Annotated in this window: 17 protein-coding genes and 1 pseudogene; 11 read left to right on the forward strand and 7 right to left on the reverse strand. The window is 68.8% G+C overall.

Annotation, left to right across the window (positions count from 1 at the left end):
• From X946_RS24290 to X946_RS24320, 6 genes are all read right to left on the reverse strand, one after another.
• Positions 1 to 540, reverse strand: a 540-nt coding sequence (locus X946_RS24290) for a P-type ATPase (RefSeq protein WP_442854597.1), incomplete at its 3' end; no start/stop codon positions are given.
• 67 nt (positions 541 to 607) lie between these two features.
• Positions 608 to 2,416, reverse strand: coding sequence for a potassium-transporting ATPase subunit KdpA (gene kdpA, locus X946_RS24295; RefSeq protein ID WP_038753114.1), 1,809 nt, complete (start codon positions 2,414 to 2,416; stop codon positions 608 to 610).
• Positions 2,413 to 2,505, reverse strand: coding sequence for a K(+)-transporting ATPase subunit F (kdpF, locus tag X946_RS24300; RefSeq protein ID WP_038753116.1), 93 nt, complete (start codon positions 2,503 to 2,505; stop codon positions 2,413 to 2,415). Before kdpF ends, kdpA begins: the two co-directional genes overlap by 4 nt.
• A gap of 436 nt (positions 2,506 to 2,941) precedes the next feature.
• Positions 2,942 to 3,916, reverse strand: coding sequence for a quinone oxidoreductase family protein (locus X946_RS24305; RefSeq protein ID WP_038753118.1), 975 nt, complete (start codon positions 3,914 to 3,916; stop codon positions 2,942 to 2,944).
• Positions 3,917 to 4,702: 786 nt separating this feature from the next.
• A complete protein-coding gene (locus tag X946_RS24315) occupies positions 4,703 to 5,095 on the reverse strand; it encodes a methylglyoxal synthase (RefSeq protein WP_038753122.1) in 393 nt (130 codons plus the stop codon).
• Between the two features lie 193 nt (positions 5,096 to 5,288).
• The gene (locus X946_RS24320; RefSeq protein ID WP_038753124.1) at positions 5,289 to 6,068 is read right to left on the reverse strand and encodes an SDR family oxidoreductase; all 780 of its coding nucleotides are present in this window, start codon (positions 6,066 to 6,068) and stop codon (positions 5,289 to 5,291) included.
• Positions 6,069 to 6,305: 237 nt separating this feature from the next.
• Here X946_RS24320 and upp point away from each other — a divergent pair, with 237 nt between their 5' ends.
• From upp to X946_RS24380, 11 genes and pseudogenes are all read left to right on the forward strand, one after another.
• Entirely contained in the window at positions 6,306 to 6,956 is a 651-nt protein-coding gene (gene upp, locus X946_RS24325) for a uracil phosphoribosyltransferase (RefSeq protein ID WP_038753126.1), read from the forward strand.
• A gap of 308 nt (positions 6,957 to 7,264) precedes the next feature.
• A complete protein-coding gene (locus X946_RS24330) occupies positions 7,265 to 7,993 on the forward strand; it encodes a YebC/PmpR family DNA-binding transcriptional regulator (RefSeq protein ID WP_038753127.1) in 729 nt (242 codons plus the stop codon).
• Positions 7,994 to 8,100: 107 nt separating this feature from the next.
• Positions 8,101 to 9,378, forward strand: a complete 1,278-nt coding sequence (purD, locus tag X946_RS24335) for a phosphoribosylamine--glycine ligase (protein ID WP_038753128.1) — start codon at positions 8,101 to 8,103, stop codon at positions 9,376 to 9,378.
• Positions 9,379 to 9,505: 127 nt separating this feature from the next.
• Positions 9,506 to 10,429 (forward strand): oxygen-dependent coproporphyrinogen oxidase, encoded by a 924-nt coding sequence (hemF, locus tag X946_RS24340; RefSeq protein ID WP_038753131.1) that lies wholly within the window; start codon positions 9,506 to 9,508, stop codon positions 10,427 to 10,429.
• Positions 10,426 to 11,178, forward strand: coding sequence for a nicotinate-nucleotide adenylyltransferase (locus X946_RS24345; protein ID WP_038753133.1), 753 nt, complete (start codon positions 10,426 to 10,428; stop codon positions 11,176 to 11,178). Before hemF ends, X946_RS24345 begins: the two co-directional genes overlap by 4 nt.
• Before the next feature lie 4 nt (positions 11,179 to 11,182).
• Positions 11,183 to 11,647, forward strand: a complete 465-nt coding sequence (gene rsfS / locus X946_RS24350) for a ribosome silencing factor (protein ID WP_038753135.1) — start codon at positions 11,183 to 11,185, stop codon at positions 11,645 to 11,647.
• A gap of 88 nt (positions 11,648 to 11,735) precedes the next feature.
• On the forward strand, positions 11,736 to 12,206 hold the full coding sequence (rlmH, locus tag X946_RS24355) for a 23S rRNA (pseudouridine(1915)-N(3))-methyltransferase RlmH (RefSeq protein ID WP_038753137.1): 471 nt from the start codon (positions 11,736 to 11,738) through the stop codon (positions 12,204 to 12,206).
• 49 nt (positions 12,207 to 12,255) lie between these two features.
• Entirely contained in the window at positions 12,256 to 12,888 is a 633-nt protein-coding gene (locus X946_RS24360) for a Maf family protein (RefSeq protein WP_038753139.1), read from the forward strand.
• Positions 12,889 to 12,904: 16 nt separating this feature from the next.
• Complete coding sequence (gene rng, locus X946_RS24365; protein ID WP_038753141.1) at positions 12,905 to 14,368, forward strand: ribonuclease G; 1,464 nt, start codon at positions 12,905 to 12,907, stop codon at positions 14,366 to 14,368.
• 249 nt (positions 14,369 to 14,617) lie between these two features.
• A pseudogene (locus tag X946_RS24375) lies at positions 14,618 to 15,155 on the forward strand (GNAT family N-acetyltransferase).
• A 180-nt stretch (positions 15,156 to 15,335) separates the two neighbouring features.
• On the forward strand, positions 15,336 to 16,724 hold the full coding sequence (locus X946_RS24380) for a nucleobase:cation symporter-2 family protein (protein ID WP_038753145.1): 1,389 nt from the start codon (positions 15,336 to 15,338) through the stop codon (positions 16,722 to 16,724).
• A gap of 450 nt (positions 16,725 to 17,174) precedes the next feature.
• On the opposite strand, the gene X946_RS24385 is transcribed toward X946_RS24380, so the two are convergent.
• Positions 17,175 to 18,563, reverse strand: a complete 1,389-nt coding sequence (locus tag X946_RS24385; protein WP_038753147.1) for a pectin acetylesterase-family hydrolase — start codon at positions 18,561 to 18,563, stop codon at positions 17,175 to 17,177.
• Between the last annotated feature and the right edge of the window lie 49 nt (positions 18,564 to 18,612).

The raw sequence follows: 18,612 nt of genomic DNA on the forward strand, positions 1-18,612 counted from the left end.
GCCCGTCACCGACGAGAAATCGCCGCCCGATTCGCGGATCACGGGCGCCGATTCGCCGGTGATCGCCGATTCGTCGACCGACGCGACGCCTTCGATCACGTCGCCGTCCGCCGGAATCGTGTCGCCCGCCTCGACGAGCACGACGTCGCCGCGGCGCAGATCCGACGCCGTCGTGATGCGCACGGGCGACTTCGGATGCGGCTCGTTGAGCTTCTTGGCCATCACGTCCTTCTTCGCGCTGCGAAGCGACGCGGCCTGCGCCTTCGAGCGGCCTTCGGCGATCGCCTCGGCGAAGTTCGCGAACAGCACGGTGAACCACAGCCACAGCGTCACCGCGAGAATGAAGCCCGCGGGCGCCTCGGCCTGCCCCATCAGCGCGGCGATCCACAGGATCGTCGTCAGGATGCTGCCGACGTACACGCAGAACATCACCGGGTTGCGGAACTGCGTGCGCGGCGTGAGTTTCTTGAACGAATCGACGATCGCCGGGCGCACGAGCGCCGGGTCGAACATCGATCGCGTAGCGGAATGTTGAGTCATTGCAATCCTCAGATGCGCGTATCCAGTTGTCTGGTTGTGCGCGAGTCCTCTCGTGTCGTTTGCGTGTTCAATGCGCGCCGACGAACAGCATCAGGTGCTCGACGCCCGGGCCGAGCGCGAGCGCCGGCACATAGGTGAGCGCGCCGACGAGCAGCACCGTGCCGAGCAGCAGCACGACGAACAGCGGGCCGTGCGTCGGCAGCGTGCCGCTCGTCGCGGCGATGCGCTTCTTCGCGGCGAGCGAGCCCGCGATCGCGAGCACCGGGACGATCGTGCCGAAGCGGCCGAACCACATCGCGATCGCCGTCATCCAGTTGTAGAACGGCGTGTTCACCGAGAGCCCCCCGAACGCGCTGCCGTTGTTGTTCGCGGCCGAGCTGAACGCGTACAGGATCTCCGAGAAGCCGTGCGGGCCGGGGTTCGCGATGCCGGCGCGGCCCGCGTCGGCGAGCACGGCGATCGACGTGCCGACGAGCACGAGCAGCGGCGTGAGCAGCACGACGATCGACACCATCTTCATCTCGTACGACTCGATCTTCTTGCCGACGTATTCGGGCGTGCGGCCGATCATCAGGCCCGCGACGAACACGGCGAGCAGCGCGAACACGAGCATCCCGTAGAGGCCGGAGCCGACGCCGCCGAAGATCACCTCGCCCAGCTGCATCAGGAGCATCGGCACGAGCCCGCCGACGGGCGTGAGCGAATCGTGCATCGCGTTGACGGCGCCGCACGACGCGGCCGTCGTCGCGACGACGAAGATGCCCGTCTGCGCGATGCCGAAGCGCGTTTCCTTGCCTTCCATGTTGCCGCCCGCCTGCAGCGCGCTCGCCGTCTGATCGACGTTCAGCGACGCGAGCACCGGCGTGCCGCCCTGCTCGGCGTTCATCTCGATGCCGATCGCGACCGCGAGCGCGACCGTCATCGCGGCGAGCACCGCGACGCCCTGCCGGCGATCGCCGATCATGTTGCCGAACACGAGACAGAGCGCGGCCGGGATGATCAGGATTGAGAAGATCTCGAGGAAGTTCGAGAACGGCGTGGGGTTTTCGTACGGATGCGCGGAATTGCCGTTGAAGAAGCCGCCGCCGTTCGTGCCGAGCATCTTGATCGCTTCCTGCGACGCGACGGGCCCCATCGCGAGCGTCTGCGCCTTCACGGGCGTCGTCACCGTGACCGGGTTGCCCTGCGCGTCCTTGACCGGATTGCCCTGCGCGTCGAGCTTCGGCGCCGCGTAGGCCGTCGTCTGCAGCGTCGGCACGTCCTGGTACGCCTTCATGTTCTGGATCACGCCCTGGCTCATCAGGAGCGCGGCGACGATCGCGGCCATCGGCACGAGCACGTACATCGTCACGCGCGTCACGTCGACCCAGAAGTTGCCGATCGTCTTCGCGGTGTGGCGCGCGAAGCCGCGGATCAGCGCGATCACGACGACGATGCCCGTGGCCGCCGACAGGAAGTTCTGCACGGTCAGGCCGAGCATCTGCGTGAGATAGCTGACGGTCTGCTCGGGCGTGTAGTCCTGCCAGTTCGTGTTCGTGACGAACGACACGGCCGTGTTGAACGCGCCGTCGACCGTCATCGGGCCGAAGCCCTGCGGGTTGCCCGGCAGCAGGCCCTGCACGCGCAGCAGCCCGTAGAGGAACAGCACGCCGAGCGCGTTGAACGCGATCGTCGCGATCGCGTACTGCTTCCAGCTCATCTCGGCCTGCGGGTCGACGCCCGCGATCCGGTAGAGCGCGCGCTCGAGCGGGCCGAACACGCGCACGACGGCCGACGAGCCGTCCATCACGCGGTTCAGGTAACGCGCGACCGGCACCGCGGCCGCGATCAGGACGACGATGAAAAGCGCCGCCTGCAACAGATTGTTCGCGTTCATTCGATGTCCTCCGCGCGCAACAGCGCGTAGACGAGATACGCGAACAGCAGGAACGTCGCCGTTCCCGCCAACCACAACATCCAGCTCATGAACGCCCCCCGCGACCGTATCGCGCAAGCTTCTCGCAACCGGCGATCAGCGCGAGCATCAACCCCGTGAAAAGCGCCAGACCGCCTATGTAAACCGCATCCATTCTTGTTTCTCCGTGTTCCAAATCGGACCGGTGAAACGTTAGAGGATTGCGTGTAAAGGGCAGGTCAAAGGTTCGCAGGGGGATGTAAAAAGCGCGTAAACGCGAACAGGCCGCGCCGCGGGAAGGCGCGACGCGTCGCGCCGTTCGCTGCGGATCGGATCGTCGGAATCGGCATGCGGCGCGCTCGGGCGCCGCGCCGTTCGCGCATCGGCAGCCGGCGCGTGCGGCGCCGCGCCGTTGCGAACGGTCATGGAACGAGCCGGCGCGCGGAACGGAAGGCGCGCGCGCCGGCTCCGGCACGCGGGGGCGTCACGGACGCGCCCGCGCGCGGATCAGGGCAGCAGGATCGTCGAGCCCGTCGTGCGGCGTGCCTCGAGATCGCGGTGAGCCTGCGCGACGTTCTCGAGCGGATAGCGCTGCTGGATGCTCGTCTTCACGCGCCCGGACGCGATCACGTCGAACAGCTCGGCCGCGTTGCGATCGAGATCCTCGCGCTTCGCGATGTACGAGAACAGCGTCGGCCGCGTGAAGAACAGCGAGCCGCGCGACGAAAACTCCTTCGAGTCGATCGGCGGCAGCGGCCCGGATGCGTTGCCGAAGCTGACGAAAAGCCCGAGCGGCGCGAGGCAGTCGAGCGAGCCGACGTAGGTGTCCTTGCCGATCGAGTCGTAGACCACCGGCACGCCCGCGCCGTTCGTGATGGCCTTCACGCGCTCGGTGAAATTCTCGCGCGTGTAGACGATCGGATGGTCGCAGCCGTGCGACTTCGCGAGCGCCGCCTTCTCGTCGGAGCCGACCGTGCCGATCACCGTCGCGCCGAGCGCCTTCGCCCACTGGCAGACAAGGAGGCCGACGCCGCCCGCCGCCGCGTGGATGAGGATCGTGTCGCCCGGCTTGACCGCGTACGTGCGGCGCAGCAGATATTGCGCGGTCAGACCTTGCAGCATCACCGACGCCGCGTCTTCGTAGCCGATGCCGTCCGGCAGCTTGACGAGCTTCGCGGCGGACAGCACGCGCTCCTGCGCGTACGCGCCCGGCGGCTGCGCGACGTAGGCGACGCGGTCGCCCGGCGCGAGCGTCGTCACGCCCTCGCCGACTTCCGTGATTTCGCCCGCCGCCTCCATGCCGAGGCCGCCCGGCAGCGGCTGCGGGTAGAGGCCGGTGCGGAAATAGACGTCGATGTAGTTGAGGCCGACCGCGTGCTGCTTGATGCGGACTTCGCCCGGCTGCGGCGCGCCGACGTCGACGTCGACCCACTTCATGACCTCCGGGCCGCCCGGCTGGTCGTAACGAATTGCCTTCGGCATGCTGGCTCCTCCTGGTTGCGATGCGCGTTGAGTTCGGAATCGGTTGGCGCGCCCGGGCGATGCGCGGGCGCGCGCAATGCGTGGACGAGCGCGACGCCCGCGGCCGGCGGGTGGAACGGAGCGCGTCGGACGGCGTCGGACGGCGCCGGCGCTGTCGGCGCTGTCGGCGCTGTCGGCGCTGTCGGCGCTGTCGGCGCTGTCGGCGCTGTCGGCGCTGTCGGCGCTGTCGGCGCTGTCGGCGCTGCCGGCGCGCGTCGCGTCGCGTCGCACGATTGTCGCGCGTTGCGGGAACGCTTGCAGGGCCCGGCTTCGACGCGCGTCGGATGCGCCGCGGGAGCCGGAATCGAGCGGTCGGCCCGCGCCGGCGGATGACGCCGCGCAATACGGCGCAATACGGCGCAATACGGCGCAAACGCGGCAAATGCTGCAAACGCGGCAAGCGCGCCCGTGCAGCGCCCGCGAGCGGCGGCTCGCTCGAACCGCGGCGGCGACGCCGCCGAAATGCGGCGAGCACCCGGCGAACTGCGGCGATGCCGCCGAGGAACGGTTGCGCGTCCGGGAGACGGTGCGACGACACGCCACGCGGACGCTGCTCGCGCCGGAGACGATCAACGCGCAGCCTCGATGCGCGTGAGCGGGCGCCGCTCCAGTTCGCCCGAGAGTCACGAAAACAAGGCCGCGACGCTCAAGAGCCGGCGATGTCCGGCCGCCCCGCCCGCTCGCCCCGACCCGCCGCAGCACCGGCTTCGGCCGCGCCGGCGTGCCCGCTCGGGCGCGCCGCGCCGCTCACGCCTTCGCAGCGAGCCGGCGCATCAATTCGTCGAGCAGCACGCGCGCCGTCGCGACGTTGGTCGCGACCGGCACGTCGTGCACGTCGCAGGCGCGCACGAGCGCCGTGATGTCGGGATCGTGCGGCTGCGCGGTCATCGGATCGCGCAGGAAGATCACGATGTCGACGCGCCCGTCCGCGAGCTCCGCGCCGATCTGCAGGTCGCCGCCAAGCGGCCCCGACAGCTTGCGTTCGACCTCGAGCCCGTGCGCCTGCGCGATCCGCCCGCCCGTCGTGCCCGTCGCGACGAGCCGGCATTGCGCGAGCGCCGCCCGGTACGCGCCCGCGAGCGCGACGATTTCGTCCTTCTTCGCATCGTGCGCGATCAGCGCAATGCGGGGAGTGCTCATCTGTGAATCCTCTTCTGCTGATCTGTCGACGCGGGCCGACCGCGCGCGCCGGTCGCGGCCGATTCCGCTCCGCTTGCGTGCGCTGATGCGCGGTCACGCCCGAGCGGCGCCGAACCTGACCGGCGGCCGGCGCGCCGCCGTGCTAGCGCCGCCCCGCTACTTTACGGGCCCGGCATGACAGGCTCAAATCGTTTCAGAACGTGCCGGGATACGCGCCGCCGTCGAGCAGCCAGTTCTGCCCGGTGATGTAGCCGGCATGGACGCTGCACAGGAACGCGCACGCCGCGCCGAACTCGTCGGGCGTGCCGAGGCGCCTGGCCGGAATCTCCTTCGTGCGGCGCGCGCGCAGCTCGTCGACGGTGGCGCCTTGCGCCTTCGCCGCGGCGGCGAGCGTCGTCGCGATCCGGTCGGTGTCGAACAGGCCCGGCAGCAGATTGTTGATCGTCACATTGTGCTCGACGACCTTGCGCGCGAGCCCCGCGACGAAGCCGGTGAGGCCCGAGCGCGCGCCGTTCGACAGCGCGAGCACGTCGATCGGCGCCTTCACGGCCGAGCTGGTGATGTTGACGATGCGCCCGAAGCGCCGCGCGATCATCCCGTCGACGGTCGCGCGGATCAGCTCGATCGGCGTCAGCATGTTCGCCTCGAGCGCGCGAATCCAGTCGTCGTGCGAGAAATCGCGGAAGTCGCCCGGCGGCGGGCCGCCCGCGTTCGTCACGAGGATGTCGGGCTGCGGGCACGCGGCGAGCGCGGCCGCGCGCCCTTCCGGCGTCGTGATGTCGCACGCGACGGCCGTCACGCCGGCGCCCGTCTTCGCGCGGATGTCGGCCGCGGCCGCCTCGAGCGTCTCGCGCGTGCGCGCGACGATCACGAGCGTTGCGCCCTCGGCCGCGAGCGCTTGCGCGCAGCCGAGCCCGAGACCCTTGCTGGCCGCGCACACGAGCGCGGTCCGTCCTGCGATTCCCAGATCCATTGAGCGTGTTCCTTCCCGATGCCTGCATGACGAAAACCGCCGCCGCGCGCAGCCGGGCGGCGCTTGACGCGCGCCCGTCCCGCCGCCTGCGACCGAACGCGCGCGCCAAGCGCGCGTCGAAACGCCGATAATATCCGGATCGCGAGCGTTCATCTTCGGTAAACTTGCGGCTGTCCCGCGCGCAGCCTGCCGACCCGGCACGCCCGCCGTCCCAGAATCCTTTGAGCCGCCGCTTCCATGAAACAGGACAGCCGTTTTCCGAATCTCTTCATCCTCGACCATCCGCTGATCCAGCACAAACTCACACACATGCGCGACAAGGACACGTCGACGCGCACGTTCCGCGAGCTCCTGCGCGAAATCACGCTGCTGATGGGCTACGAGATCACCCGCAATCTTCCGATCACGACGAAGCGGGTCGAAACCCCGCTCGTCGAGGTCGACGCGCCCGTGATCGCCGGCAAGAAGCTCGCGATCGTGCCCGTGCTGCGCGCGGGCGTCGGGATGTCGGACGGCCTGCTCGAGCTGATTCCGTCGGCGCGCGTCGGCCACATCGGCGTGTACCGCGCCGACGACCACCGCCCGGTCGAATACCTGGTGCGCCTGCCCGATCTGGAAGACCGGATCTTCATCCTGTGCGATCCGATGGTCGCGACGGGCTATTCGGCCGCGCACGCGATCGACGTGCTCAAGCGCCGCGGCGTGCCGGGCGAGCGGATCATGTTCCTCGCGCTCGTCGCCGCGCCCGAAGGCGTGCAGGTGTTCCAGGACGCGCATCCGGACGTGAAGCTCTATGTCGCGTCGCTCGATTCGCACCTCGACGACCACGCGTACATCGTCCCGGGCTTGGGCGACGCGGGCGACCGCCTGTTCGGCACGAAAAACTGACGGGAAACGCCGGCGGCCGGCGCGGGCTCGTGCGTCGAGCCGAGCGCGGCCGGCCGCGCCGTGCGCACGCGGCCGTGCCCGCGCGCGGGCACGATGCGCGGCCCCGGTGCGCCGCGGTTCGCGCGCCGCGCGGCGGCCGCTCGCCCGCCGTCTGCCCGTCAAACGGCGCACCGCCGCGTGATAAAATCACGTTCCACTCGATAACGCGCGGCCCAAGCGGCATTCGCCCGCTCACGCGGCCGCCGGACTCAACGACAGACACATTGAAACGCCTGCGCGGCCTGTCGCGCTAGCGGACGGAGAAAAGTATGGCTGGTCACTCGAAATGGGCCAACATCAAGCATAAGAAGGCGGCGGCCGATGCGAAGCGCGGCAAGATCTGGACGCGCCTCATCAAGGAAATCCAGGTGGCCGCGCGCCTGGGCGGCGGCGACGCGAACTCGAACCCGCGCCTGCGTCTCGCGGTCGACAAGGCGGCCGACGCGAACATGCCGAAGGACAACGTGAAGCGCGCGATCGACCGCGGCGTCGGCGGCGCGGACGGCGCGAACTACGAAGAGATCCGCTACGAGGGCTACGGCATCGGCGGCGCGGCGATCATCGTCGACACGCTGACCGACAACCGCACCCGCACGGTCGCCGAAGTGCGCCACGCGTTCTCGAAGTTCGGCGGCAACATGGGCACCGACGGCTCGGTCGCGTTCATGTTCGATCACGTCGGCCAGTTCCTGTTCGCGCCGGGCACGTCGGAAGAAACGCTGATGGAAGCGGCGCTCGAGGCGGGCGCGAACGACGTCAACACGAACGACGACGGCTCGATCGAGGTGCTGTGCGACTGGCAGGAATTCTCGAAGGTGAAGGACGCGCTCGAAGCGGCGGGCTTGAAGGCCGAGCTCGCCGAAGTCACGATGAAGCCGCAGAACGAGATCGAGTTCACCGGCGAAGACGCAGTGAAGATGCAAAAGCTCCTGGACGCGCTCGAGAATCTCGACGACGTGCAGGAGGTCTACACGAACGCCGTCGTCATCGAGGAATGAGCGTTGCGCGGCCGCCCTTTCGCGCGAAAGACGGCCGCCGCCGTTTCTCGCGGCCGGCCCGCCTCGCGCGCGCCGGCCGCCCTATTTTCTAGTCTGCGGGGAATCCCATGAAACTACTCGTCGTCGGCTCCGGCGGCCGCGAACATGCGCTCGCCTGGAAGCTCGCCCAGTCGCCGCGCGTCCAGCTCGTCTACGTTGCGCCCGGCAACGGCGGCACCGCGCAGGACGAGCGCCTGAAGAACGTCGATCTGAGCTCGCTCGACGATCTCGCCGATTTCGCGGAATCCGAAGGCGTCGCGTTCACGCTCGTCGGCCCGGAAGCGCCGCTCGCGGCGGGCATCGTCAACCACTTCCGCGCGCGCGGCCTGAAGATCTTCGGCCCGACGAAGGAAGCGGCGCAGCTCGAGAGCTCGAAGGATTTCGCGAAGGCGTTCATGAAGCGCCACGGCATTCCGACCGCCGACTACGAAACGTTCACCGACGCGGCCGCCGCGCACGCGTACCTCGATGCGAAAGGCGCGCCGATCGTCGTGAAGGCGGACGGCCTCGCCGCGGGCAAGGGCGTCGTCGTCGCGACGACGCTGGAAGAAGCGCACGCGGCCGTCGACATGATGCTGTCCGGCAACAAGCTCGGCGACGCCGGCGCGCGCGTCGTGATCGAGGCATTCCTCGACGGCGAGGAAGCGAGCTTCATCGTGATGGTCGACGGCAAGAACGCGCTCGCGCTCGCGTCGAGCCAGGACCACAAGCGCCTGCTCGACGGCGATCGCGGCCCGAACACGGGCGGCATGGGCGCGTACTCGCCCGCGCCGATCGTCACGCCGCAGATGCACGCGCGCGTGATGCGCGAGATCATCATGCCGACCGTGCGCGGCATGGAGAAGGACGGCATCCGCTTCACGGGCTTCCTGTACGCGGGCCTCATGATCGACCGCGACGGCAACCCGCGCACGCTCGAATTCAACTGCCGGATGGGCGACCCGGAAACGCAGCCGATCATGGCGCGCCTGAAGAGCGATTTCTCGAAGGTCGTCGAGCAGGCGATCGCGGGCACGCTCGATGCGGTCGAGCTCGAATGGGACCGCCGCACGGCGCTCGGCGTCGTGCTCGCCGCGCACGGCTACCCCGATGCGCCGAGAAAGGGCGACCGGATCAACGGCATCCCGGCCGAAACCGCGCATTCGGTGACATTCCACGCGGGCACGACGTTCGACGGCGACAAGCTCGTCACGTCGGGCGGGCGCGTGCTGTGCGTCGTCGGCCTCGCCGATTCGGTGCGCGGCGCGCAGCAGGCCGCGTACGAGGCGATCAACCAGATCACCTTCGAGGGCATGCAGTACCGCCGCGACATCGGCCACCGCGCGCTCAACCGCAAGACGGTCTGACGCGCCGCGCCGCTCCTCGCGCGCCGGCTTCCCGGCCGGCGCGCCCTCTCTTCTGCCGGGGTTCGCTAGAATGCCCGGCAGAAGCATTTTTCGACGGCATCCGTCATGCGGATGTCGCCCCACATCGATGACCGATTCGACTTACGACGTCAACCGAGTACGCGCGTATCTGCAAGGGTTGCAGACGCGCATCGCCGACGCGCTCGGCGCGTTCGACGGCACGCCGCTTTGCGCCGACGCGTGGCAGCGCGGCCCCGGCGAGCGGCTGCGCGGCGGCGGCTGCACGCGCATCGTCGAGGAAGGCAGGTTCTTCGAGCGCGCGGGCATCGGCTTTTCCGACGTCGCGGGCGACGCGCTGCCGCCGTCGGCGAGCGCCGCGCGCCCGCAGCTCGCCGGGCGCGGCTTCGAGGCGCTCGGCGTGTCGCTCGTGCTGCACCCGCGCAATCCGTACTGCCCGACCGTGCACATGAACGTGCGGATGCTGATCGCGACGAAGCCGGGCGAGGCGCCCGTGTTCTGGTTCGGCGGCGGCATGGATCTGACGCCGATTTACGGCTTCGAGGAAGACGCGCGGCACTTCCATCGCACGTGCCGCGCGGCGCTCGATCCGTTCGGCGCCGAGCTGTACCCGCGCTTCAAGAAGTGGTGCGACGACTATTTCTTCCTGAAGCATCGCAACGAGGCGCGCGGCGTCGGCGGCATCTTCTTCGACGATTTCTCGGAACTCGGCTTCGAACGCTCGTTTGAAATGCTGCAAAGCGTCGGCGACGCGTTCCTGCCGTCGTACCTGCCGATCGTCGAGCGCCGCCGCGACACGCCGTACGGCGAGCGCGAGCGCGCGTTCCAGGCGTACCGGCGCGGCCGCTACGTCGAATTCAACCTGGTGTTCGACCGCGGCACGCTGTTCGGCCTGCAAAGCGGCGGCCGCACCGAGTCGATCCTGCTGTCGATGCCGCCGACGGCGAGCTGGCGCTACGACTGGCGCCCGGAGCCGGGCACGCCGGAAGCGCGCCTCTACAGCGACTTCCTCGCGCCGCGCGACTGGGCATGAGCCGCCCCGCCACCGGCCGCGCCGCCGCCGCGAAAGGACGCGCGCCGAATCCCGACCACGCGGGCCCGCCGCCGCTGCCGCGCCGCATCGGCATGCTCGGCGGCACGTTCGACCCGATCCACGACGGCCATCTCGCGCTCGCGCGCCGCTTCGCCGACGTGCTGCGCCTGACCGAGCTCGTGCTGATGCCGGCCGGCCAGCCGTATCAGAAGCAGGATGTGTCGGCGGCCGAGCACCGGCTCGCGATGACGCGCGCCGCGGCGGGCTCGCTCGTGCTGCCGGGCGTCGCCGTGAGCGTCGCGACCGACGAGATCGAGCACGCCGGGCCGACCTACACCGTCGAGACGCTCGCGCGCTGGCGCGAGCAGCTCGGCGCCGACGCGTCGCTGTCGCTGCTGATCGGCGCCGACCAGCTCGTGCGCCTCGACACGTGGCGCGACTGGCGCCGGCTCTTCGACTTCGCGCACGTGTGCGCGGCGACGCGGCCGGGCTTCGACTTCGCGGCGGCGTCGCCCGCCGTCGCGGCCGAGATCGCGAGCCGGCAGGCCGGCGCCGACGTGCTGCAGGCGACGCCCGCCGGGCGCCTCTTGATCGACACGACGCTTTCGCTCGACGTCGCCGCGACCGACATCCGCGCGCACCTGCGCGAATGCATCGCGCGCCGCGCGCGGGTGCCCGACGCGTCGGCCGAGCACGTGCCCGCCGCCGTGTGGGCCTATATTCTCCAACATCGTCTCTACCACCCCTGATTCCATGGATATCCGCAAACTCCAGCGCGTGATCGTCGACGCTCTCGAAGACGTCAAGGCGCAAGACATCAAAGTGTTCAACACGAGCCACCTGACCGAGCTGTTCGACCGCGTGATCGTCGCGTCCGGCACGTCGAACCGGCAAACGAAGGCGCTCGCGTCGAACGTGCGCGACAAGGTCAAGGAAGCGGGCGGCGACGTCGTCAGCTCCGAGGGCGAGGACACGGGCGAATGGGTGCTCGTCGACTGCGGCGACGCCGTCGTCCACATCCTGCAGCCGGCGCTGCGCCAGTACTACAACCTCGAGGAGATCTGGGGCGACAAGCCCGTGCGGATGAAGCTCGGCGGCGTGGCGGCGAACGCGCGCGGCGCGCGCGCGGCCGACGGCGCCGACGAGGACGAATCCGACGACGACGAGGCGCCCGCCGAGCGCCCGGCGCGCAAGACGACGGCCGCGCGCCGCCGCTGACGCGCCGTTTCGTCGCGCCTGTCGGCTTTCTCGCCGTCACCGCCTTCGTCGCTTTCTTTTTTTCATCGTTTTCATTGCTTTCGCCGCCATGAAACTGCACATCGTCGCGGTCGGCCACAAGATGCCCGGCTGGATCGCGACCGGCTTCGACGAATACGCGAAGCGGATGCCGCCCGAGCTCAGGATCGAGCTGCGCGAAGTGAAGCCCGAGCTGCGCTCGGGCTCGCGCACGGCCGAGAGCGTGATGGCCGCCGAGAAGCAGCGGATCGAGGCCGCGCTGCCGAAGCACGCGCGCGTCGTCGCGCTCGACGAGCGCGGCCGCGACTGGACCACGATGCAGCTCGCGCAGGCGCTTCCCGCATGGCAGCAGGACGGCCGCGACGTCGCGTTCGTGATCGGCGGCGCCGACGGGCTCGATCCGGAGCTCAAGTCGCGCGCCGAGCTGCTGCTGCGCGTGTCGAGCCTCACGCTGCCGCACGGCATGGTTCGCGTGCTGCTCGCCGAGCAGCTTTACCGGGCGTGGAGCATCACGCAGAATCACCCTTACCATCGCGCGTAGCGGCCGTCGTCCCGACGCGCCGCACGTGTCCATCGAGACAACCCAGAAGATGCCCGACCGCGCCGCCGCCCCGTCCTATCCGTTCGTCTACCTCGCCTCGCAAAGCCCCCGCCGCCGCGAACTGCTCGACCAGCTCGGCGTGCGCTACGTACTGCTCGCGCCCGCGCCGCACGAGGACGCCGAAGCGCTCGAAGCCGAGCTGCCGGGCGAGACGCCCGACCATTACGTGTTGCGCGTGTGCGTCGCGAAGGCGGCGGCGGCGCGCGCGCGGCTCATCGCGGGCGGCAAGCCGGCCGCGCCCGTGCTCGTCGCCGACACGACGGTCACGATCGACGGCGCGATCCTCGGCAAGCCCGCCGACGCCGCGGACGCGCTCGCGATGCTCGCGCGCCTCGCCGGCCGCACGCACGAAGTGCTGACGGCGCTCGCGGTGATCGACGCGACGGGCGAGCTGATGCCGCCCGCGCTGTCGCGCTCCGAAGTCCGCTTCGCGCCCGCGACGCGCGACGCGCTCGAGCGCTACGTCGAAACCGGCGAGCCGTTCGGCAAGGCGGGCGCGTACGCGATCCAGGGACGCGCCGCGGAATTCGTCGAGCGAATCGACGGCTCCCATTCAGGTATCATGGGTCTGCCCCTTTTTGAGACCGCGGCGCTGCTGCGCGCGGCGCACGTCGCCTTCTGAACCGCCCCATCGCACCATGAACGAAGAGATCCTGATCAACATCACGCCGCAGGAAACGCGGGTCGCGCTCGTCCAACAAGGCGCGGTGCAGGAGCTTCACGTCGAGCGCACGCTGTCGCGCGGACGCGTCGGCAACATCTATCTCGGCAAGGTCGTGCGCGTGCTGCCCGGCATGCAGTCGGCATTCATCGACATCGGGCTCGAGCGCGCGGCGTTCCTGCACGTCGCCGACATCTGGCAGCCACGCGCGGCCGACGCGCCCGCCGCCGTGCACCAGCCGATCGAGAAGATCGTGTTCGAGGGGCAGACGCTGATGGTCCAGGTGATCAAGGACCCGATCGGCACGAAGGGCGCGCGGCTGTCGACGCAGATCAGCATCGCGGGCCGCACGCTCGTCTACCTGCCGCAGGAGCCGCACATCGGCATCTCGCAGAAGATCGAGAGCGAAACCGAGCGCGAAGCGGTGCGCGCGCGGCTGACCTCGGTGATTCCGGCCGACGAGAAAGGCGGCTACATCGTGCGCACGATCGCCGAGGACGCGACGCCCGACGAGCTCGCCGCCGACGTCGCGTACCTGCGCAAGACCTGGGCGACGATCGTCGCGCAAGGCCAGCGCTTGCCGCCGACGAGCCTGCTGTATCAGGATCTCGATCTCGCGCAGCGCGTGCTGCGCGATTTCGCGAACGACGACACCACGCGCATCCAGGTCGATTCGCGCGAGACGCACCAGCGGCTCGTGGATTTCGCGGCCGAATTCACGCCGGCCGTGAGCCCGAAGCTGCACCACTACACGGGCGAGCGGCCGCTCTTCGATCTGTACAACATCGAGACGGAGATCCAGCGTGCGCTGTCGCGCCGCGTCGATCTGAAATCGGGCGGCTACCTGATGATCGACCAGACGGAAGCGATGACGACGATCGACGTGAACACGGGCGGCTACGTGGGCGCGCGCAACTTCGACGACACGATCTTCAAGACGAACCTCGAAGCGGCGCACACGATCGCGCGGCAGTTGCGGCTGCGCAATCTCGGCGGGATCATCATCATCGATTTCATCGACATGGAGAACGCCGAGCATCGCGACGCGGTGCTCGCCGAGCTGAAGAAGGCGCTCGCGCGCGACCGCACGCGCGTGACGGTGAACGGCTTCTCGCAGCTGGGGCTCGTCGAGATGACGCGCAAGCGCACGCGCGAGTCGCTCGCGCACGTGCTGTGCGAGCCTTGCCCGACGTGCCAGGGCAAGGGCCAGGTGAAGACCTCGCGCACCGTGTGCTACGACGTCCTGCGCGAGATCCTGCGCGAGTCGCGCCAGTTCAATCCGCGCGAGTTTCGCGTGATCGCGTCGCAGCAGGTGATCGACCTCTTTCTCGACGAGGAGTCGCAGCATCTCGCGATGCTGATCGATTTCATCGGCAAGCCGGTGTCGTTGCAGGTGGAGTCGAATTTGAGCCAAGAGCAATACGACATCGTGCTGATGTAGATTCATCCGGCGTCATACGGGCGCCTGTCGATCCCGAATGCGCGCTGCGTCGCGACGACGGAGCCCGCCGTCCAGCGCGGGTTCGAACGCGCAAGCGCAAGCACGAGCTTGCTAGCGGATTCGTCGTCGATCCGGACGGCGGCGGTCCGATCGCCGCGCCGCCGCCGGCATTGATCGGCACGGCAGCCGCATGCTCGCCCGGCGCGCAATCGCCAGGGGCGGCGCATCGACATCCGAGGCCCATTCAAAGTGAGAATCGAACGCGCCCCGCACTTGGATTACCCCGGCGTATCGCTTCGTCAGCTCGAACGCACGGACGCGGACGCTTGGTATGCGTATTTGAAGCTCCCTCATGTCGTCGAGCACACGAGCTGGAACTTGCGCGCGAAGAACGATCTGCTGCCGCTGTTCGACGGTTACGACGCCACCTCGGCCGAATCGACCCGGCGTCTCGCGACGCGTCGACGATCGCACGCAGGAATTGATCGGCACGATAGGCTTTCACTCGATTTCGGAAGTGACCCGGACTGCCGAGATCGCTTATGACCTCTGTCCGTCGCATTGGGGAAAAGGCATCGCGCGCGCGGCGTGCGCATCCGTCACCGCGTGGTCGTTCGGCCACTGCGGCTTTGTCCGCGTGCCGGGGACGGTGTTGAAAAGCAACGCGCGATCGGCGCGCGTGCTCATCGCCTGCGGGTATCGTCACGAGGGGCTGCTCCGCTCCTATCGCATCGTGCGAGGCGCCCCGGCGGACTTTGCGCTCTATTCGCGACTGGCAATCGATTAGCGATCGCCGGTCGCGCTGCGTGGCAACTGCAATGCAACCGGGATACAACCGCGATGCAAGAGCGCACGCCCTCGGCACGCGCCCTCCCGGAAGGGCTGTCAGCCGGCAGCCTTTCCGGGAGGGCGCGGTCGGGCCTTCCGTTAAAATCCCGCACTTTCCACCCGGACCGGCACTTTCGCCATGCAACCCGCCCCGCTCGCTCAACCCGCTTCCCCCGGCGCCGACGACGCCGAATCCGTCCAAGACCTCGTCTACGGCCCCGACGATCGCCCCGCGCCGGCGGTCGCCTTCGTCGCCGCGCTGCAGCACCTGCTCGCGATCCTGGTGCCCATCGTCACGCCCGGCCTGCTGATCTGCCAAGCGCTCGGCGTCGCGAGCCGCGACACCACGCTCATCGTGTCGATGTCGCTCGTGATCTCCGGCATCGCCACATTCGTCCAGTGCAAACGCTTCGGCCCGCTCGGCGCGGGTCTGCTCATCGTCCAGGGCACGAGCTTCAACTTCGTCGGCCCGCTCATCGCCGGCGGCGGCCTGATGGTCAAGCAGGGCGCGCCCGTCGAGACGGTAATGGCCGCGATCTTCGGCGTCGTCATCGCCGGCTCGTTCGTCGAGATGGCCGTGTCCCGCGTCCTGCCCTTCGTCAAGCGCCTCATCACGCCGCTCGTCACCGGCATCGTCGTGCTGCTGATCGGCCTCACGCTCATCAAGGTCGGCCTCGTCAGCATGGGCGGCGGCTACGGCGCGATCGCCAAGGGCAGCTTCGGCAGCATCCAGAACCTGACTCTGTCCGGCCTCGTCCTCGGCACCATCATCCTGCTCAACCGGGTGCCCGTCGTCTGGGTGCGCAGCACCGCGCTCGTCATCGCGCTCGCCATCGGCTATCTCGCGGCGGCCGCGATGGGCCGTCTCGATTTCACCGGCGCGCGCGAAGCCGCGCTCTTCCAGATCCCGACACCGCTGCACTTCGGCCTCGGCTTCTCGTGGTCGCTTTTCGTGCCGATGCTGATCATCTATCTCGTCACGTCGCTCGAAGCGATCGGCGACGTCACCGCCACCAGCAAGATTTCCCGGCAGCCCGTCGAGGGCGCGCTGTGGATGCGACGCATCAAGGGCGGCGTGCTCGTCAACGGCGCCAATTCGCTGCTGGCCGGCGTCTTCAACACGTTCCCCAGCTCCGTGTTCGCACAGAACAACGGCGTGATCCAGCTCACCGGCATCGCGAGCCGCCATGTCGGCATCTGGATCGCAGGCATGCTCGTGCTGCTCGGCCTCTTCCCCGTCGTCGCCGGCGTCCTGCAGGCCGTGCCCGAGCCCGTGCTCGGCGGCGCCGCGATGGTGATGTTCGGCGCGGTCGCCGCGTCCGGCATCAACATCCTCGCCGGCATCCGGCTGGACCGCCGCGCGCTGCTGATCATCGCCGTCTCGCTCGCGCTCGGCCTCGGCGTGTCGCAAGTGCCGGAGATCCTGACGAGCCTGCCGCACGCGCTGAAGAACGTGCTGGAATCGGGCGTCGCCACGGGCGGCATCTGCGCGCTCGTGATGAACTGGTTCCTGCCCGAGAAGAAATGACGCGCCGACGAAGCGCTTGATGCAATAGCGGCGGCTCGCGGGCCGCCGCCGAGCGGGGAAAGGCGCGCGTTCGTCGCCGCGCCACATCCGTGCGTCGACATGTCATCGCCGAATCGGCGTCCGAACGCGTCGCCAATCGCCTGATGGCCCGCTGCCCCGCCTCCCGCTCGTCTCGCCACGACGGCTCGCGCGAACGCCTCGCGTGAAACGCCGACAACCGCCGAATCGCGCAGGATTCACCACACGTCCGCGCGGCGCGTCACGCATCGCGGCGATTCGGCGATTCGGCGATTCGGCGATTCAGCGAGTCAGCGAGTCAGCGAGTCAGCGAGTCAGCGAGTCGATGATCCGGCGATCCAACTGCTTGCGTGCGGCGCTCGAGCGCATTCGAAACGCCACGGCGCCTGCGGCCATCGCACGCTTCACGACGCCGACTTGCGCATCGCACGCTCACGCCCGATGCCCCGAGATCGGCCCCGCCTCGCCGGTCAGGTTGAAGATGCTGTCGATCCACGCGAGGAATGTCGACAACGTGAAATCCGACCACTGCTCGGTGCGATACGCCTTCATCACGGGCGTATCCGCCGGGTCCCGCTGATTGAGCAGATCGGCGACGAACGTCCCGACGTCCGCGTCGATGCCGCTCTCGTGGATGCCCGATCCCGTGAAGCTGACCGCCGTCACCTGATGGTTGCCGATGAAGTCGTCGCGCGCCCACGGCATGAAATAGCCGAAGTTCGGCAGCGCATTGAGCACCTCCTTCAAGTTGCTCAGCTCCTGATCGAACATCGCGAGCGACAGTTCGTCCTTGGTCGCGTCGTCCGGCGCCGCAATCACCGCGGACACGAACGGGCGGTAATGGTAGGCCGCGATGATCTTGTCGCGCCGGTACGTCGTGAAGCCGAAGCGGTCGTGCGGATAGGTCGCCGACAACGCTGCGTACGCGCTGCCCATGTTGCCGGGATCGAAGTTGCGGGTCAGCCGGCTGTTGATCGTGATCATGCCGTCCGGCGCCGTCATCCCCCACTCGTCGCGCACCTTGTCGTATAGCCCGACGGACGGATGCGTCGCCGGATCGGCGCCGAAGCGCGTAAAAAAGACGGTGCCCGCGTCGTCGAGCAGCGAGCTGTGCATCTGCGGCCGCAACGTGTTGCGCAGCGTCGCATAGTTGCCGAGCGTGCCGTAGCCGCCCGCGCTCGTGCCGTACACGAGCAGCCGGTTCGGCTGGCCGAATCCGTGGTCGACGAGCCACTGCGCGACCACCCGCATGTTCTTCAGTCCGTTGTAATGCTGAATCCGCCAGTCGCCCGACGGCGACGTGTAGCTGCGCACCGCACTGCCCATGTGAATATCGCCCGTGCAGTACGGAACGAACACCTGGGTCCAATCCTGCGTTTCCACCTTCGGCTCGCCGACGAGGATATGCGCGAGATCCATTCGCGTCATCAACGGCGACAGGAACGACGTCTTCAGGCTCTGCTGCACGGTGCCGTTCACGTAGTTCCGCGGAACGCCGCCGGGATTGAGCGCGCCCAGCCCCGCCTGCGAGCCGGCCGCCGTTTCGGTGCAGGTGCCGTGATCCCAGCATGCGCCGCCGGGCTCCATCATAAGGAGCAGGCTGTCCGACTGCGCGCGATTGACGTAGAAGCGCATCGGCGTGCCGTTGCCGCACGACGCGCCGCTGCTTTCCGGCAGCGTCACTTCGTACCACGAATAATAGGGAATCGACGAATCCTGCATCGCCGCGCTCGCGGCATGCCCGTCGAGGATCGCGAGGCTCAGCAGGCCGGCGCCGCAGACGCGTTTGACGCATTCGAGAACGGACATTCGCTCCTCCATCTCTATCGATCGTTTTTTTCGCCGCCACGGCGCACGGTCACGAGCGCGC

The organism is Burkholderia sp. ABCPW 111 (assembly GCF_000773065.1).
GTDB lineage: Bacteria > Pseudomonadota > Gammaproteobacteria > Burkholderiales > Burkholderiaceae > Burkholderia > Burkholderia savannae.

Excerpts from the sequence above, each read along its gene's own strand:
- X946_RS24315 (WP_038753122.1), bottom strand. The coding sequence starts at position 5,095 with ATGAGCACTCCCCGCATTGCGCTGATCGCGCACGATGCGAAGAAGGAC.
- upp (WP_038753126.1), top strand. The coding sequence starts at position 6,306 with ATGAAACAGGACAGCCGTTTTCCGAATCTCTTCATCCTCGACCATCCG.
- X946_RS24345 (WP_038753133.1), top strand. The coding sequence starts at position 10,426 with ATGAGCCGCCCCGCCACCGGCCGCGCCGCCGCCGCGAAAGGACGCGCG.
- X946_RS24330 (WP_038753127.1), top strand. The coding sequence starts at position 7,265 with ATGGCTGGTCACTCGAAATGGGCCAACATCAAGCATAAGAAGGCGGCG.
- purD (WP_038753128.1), top strand. The coding sequence starts at position 8,101 with ATGAAACTACTCGTCGTCGGCTCCGGCGGCCGCGAACATGCGCTCGCC.
- kdpA (WP_038753114.1), bottom strand. The coding sequence starts at position 2,416 with ATGAACGCGAACAATCTGTTGCAGGCGGCGCTTTTCATCGTCGTCCTG.
- X946_RS24380 (WP_038753145.1), top strand. The coding sequence starts at position 15,336 with ATGCAACCCGCCCCGCTCGCTCAACCCGCTTCCCCCGGCGCCGACGAC.
- rng (WP_038753141.1), top strand. The coding sequence starts at position 12,905 with ATGAACGAAGAGATCCTGATCAACATCACGCCGCAGGAAACGCGGGTC.
- hemF (WP_038753131.1), top strand. The coding sequence starts at position 9,506 with ATGACCGATTCGACTTACGACGTCAACCGAGTACGCGCGTATCTGCAA.
- X946_RS24305 (WP_038753118.1), bottom strand. The coding sequence starts at position 3,916 with ATGCCGAAGGCAATTCGTTACGACCAGCCGGGCGGCCCGGAGGTCATG.
- rsfS (WP_038753135.1), top strand. The coding sequence starts at position 11,183 with ATGGATATCCGCAAACTCCAGCGCGTGATCGTCGACGCTCTCGAAGAC.
- rlmH (WP_038753137.1), top strand. The coding sequence starts at position 11,736 with ATGAAACTGCACATCGTCGCGGTCGGCCACAAGATGCCCGGCTGGATC.
- X946_RS24385 (WP_038753147.1), bottom strand. The coding sequence starts at position 18,563 with ATGGAGGAGCGAATGTCCGTTCTCGAATGCGTCAAACGCGTCTGCGGC.
- kdpF (WP_038753116.1), bottom strand. The coding sequence starts at position 2,505 with ATGAGCTGGATGTTGTGGTTGGCGGGAACGGCGACGTTCCTGCTGTTC.
- X946_RS24320 (WP_038753124.1), bottom strand. The coding sequence starts at position 6,068 with ATGGATCTGGGAATCGCAGGACGGACCGCGCTCGTGTGCGCGGCCAGC.
- X946_RS24360 (WP_038753139.1), top strand. The coding sequence starts at position 12,256 with ATGCCCGACCGCGCCGCCGCCCCGTCCTATCCGTTCGTCTACCTCGCC.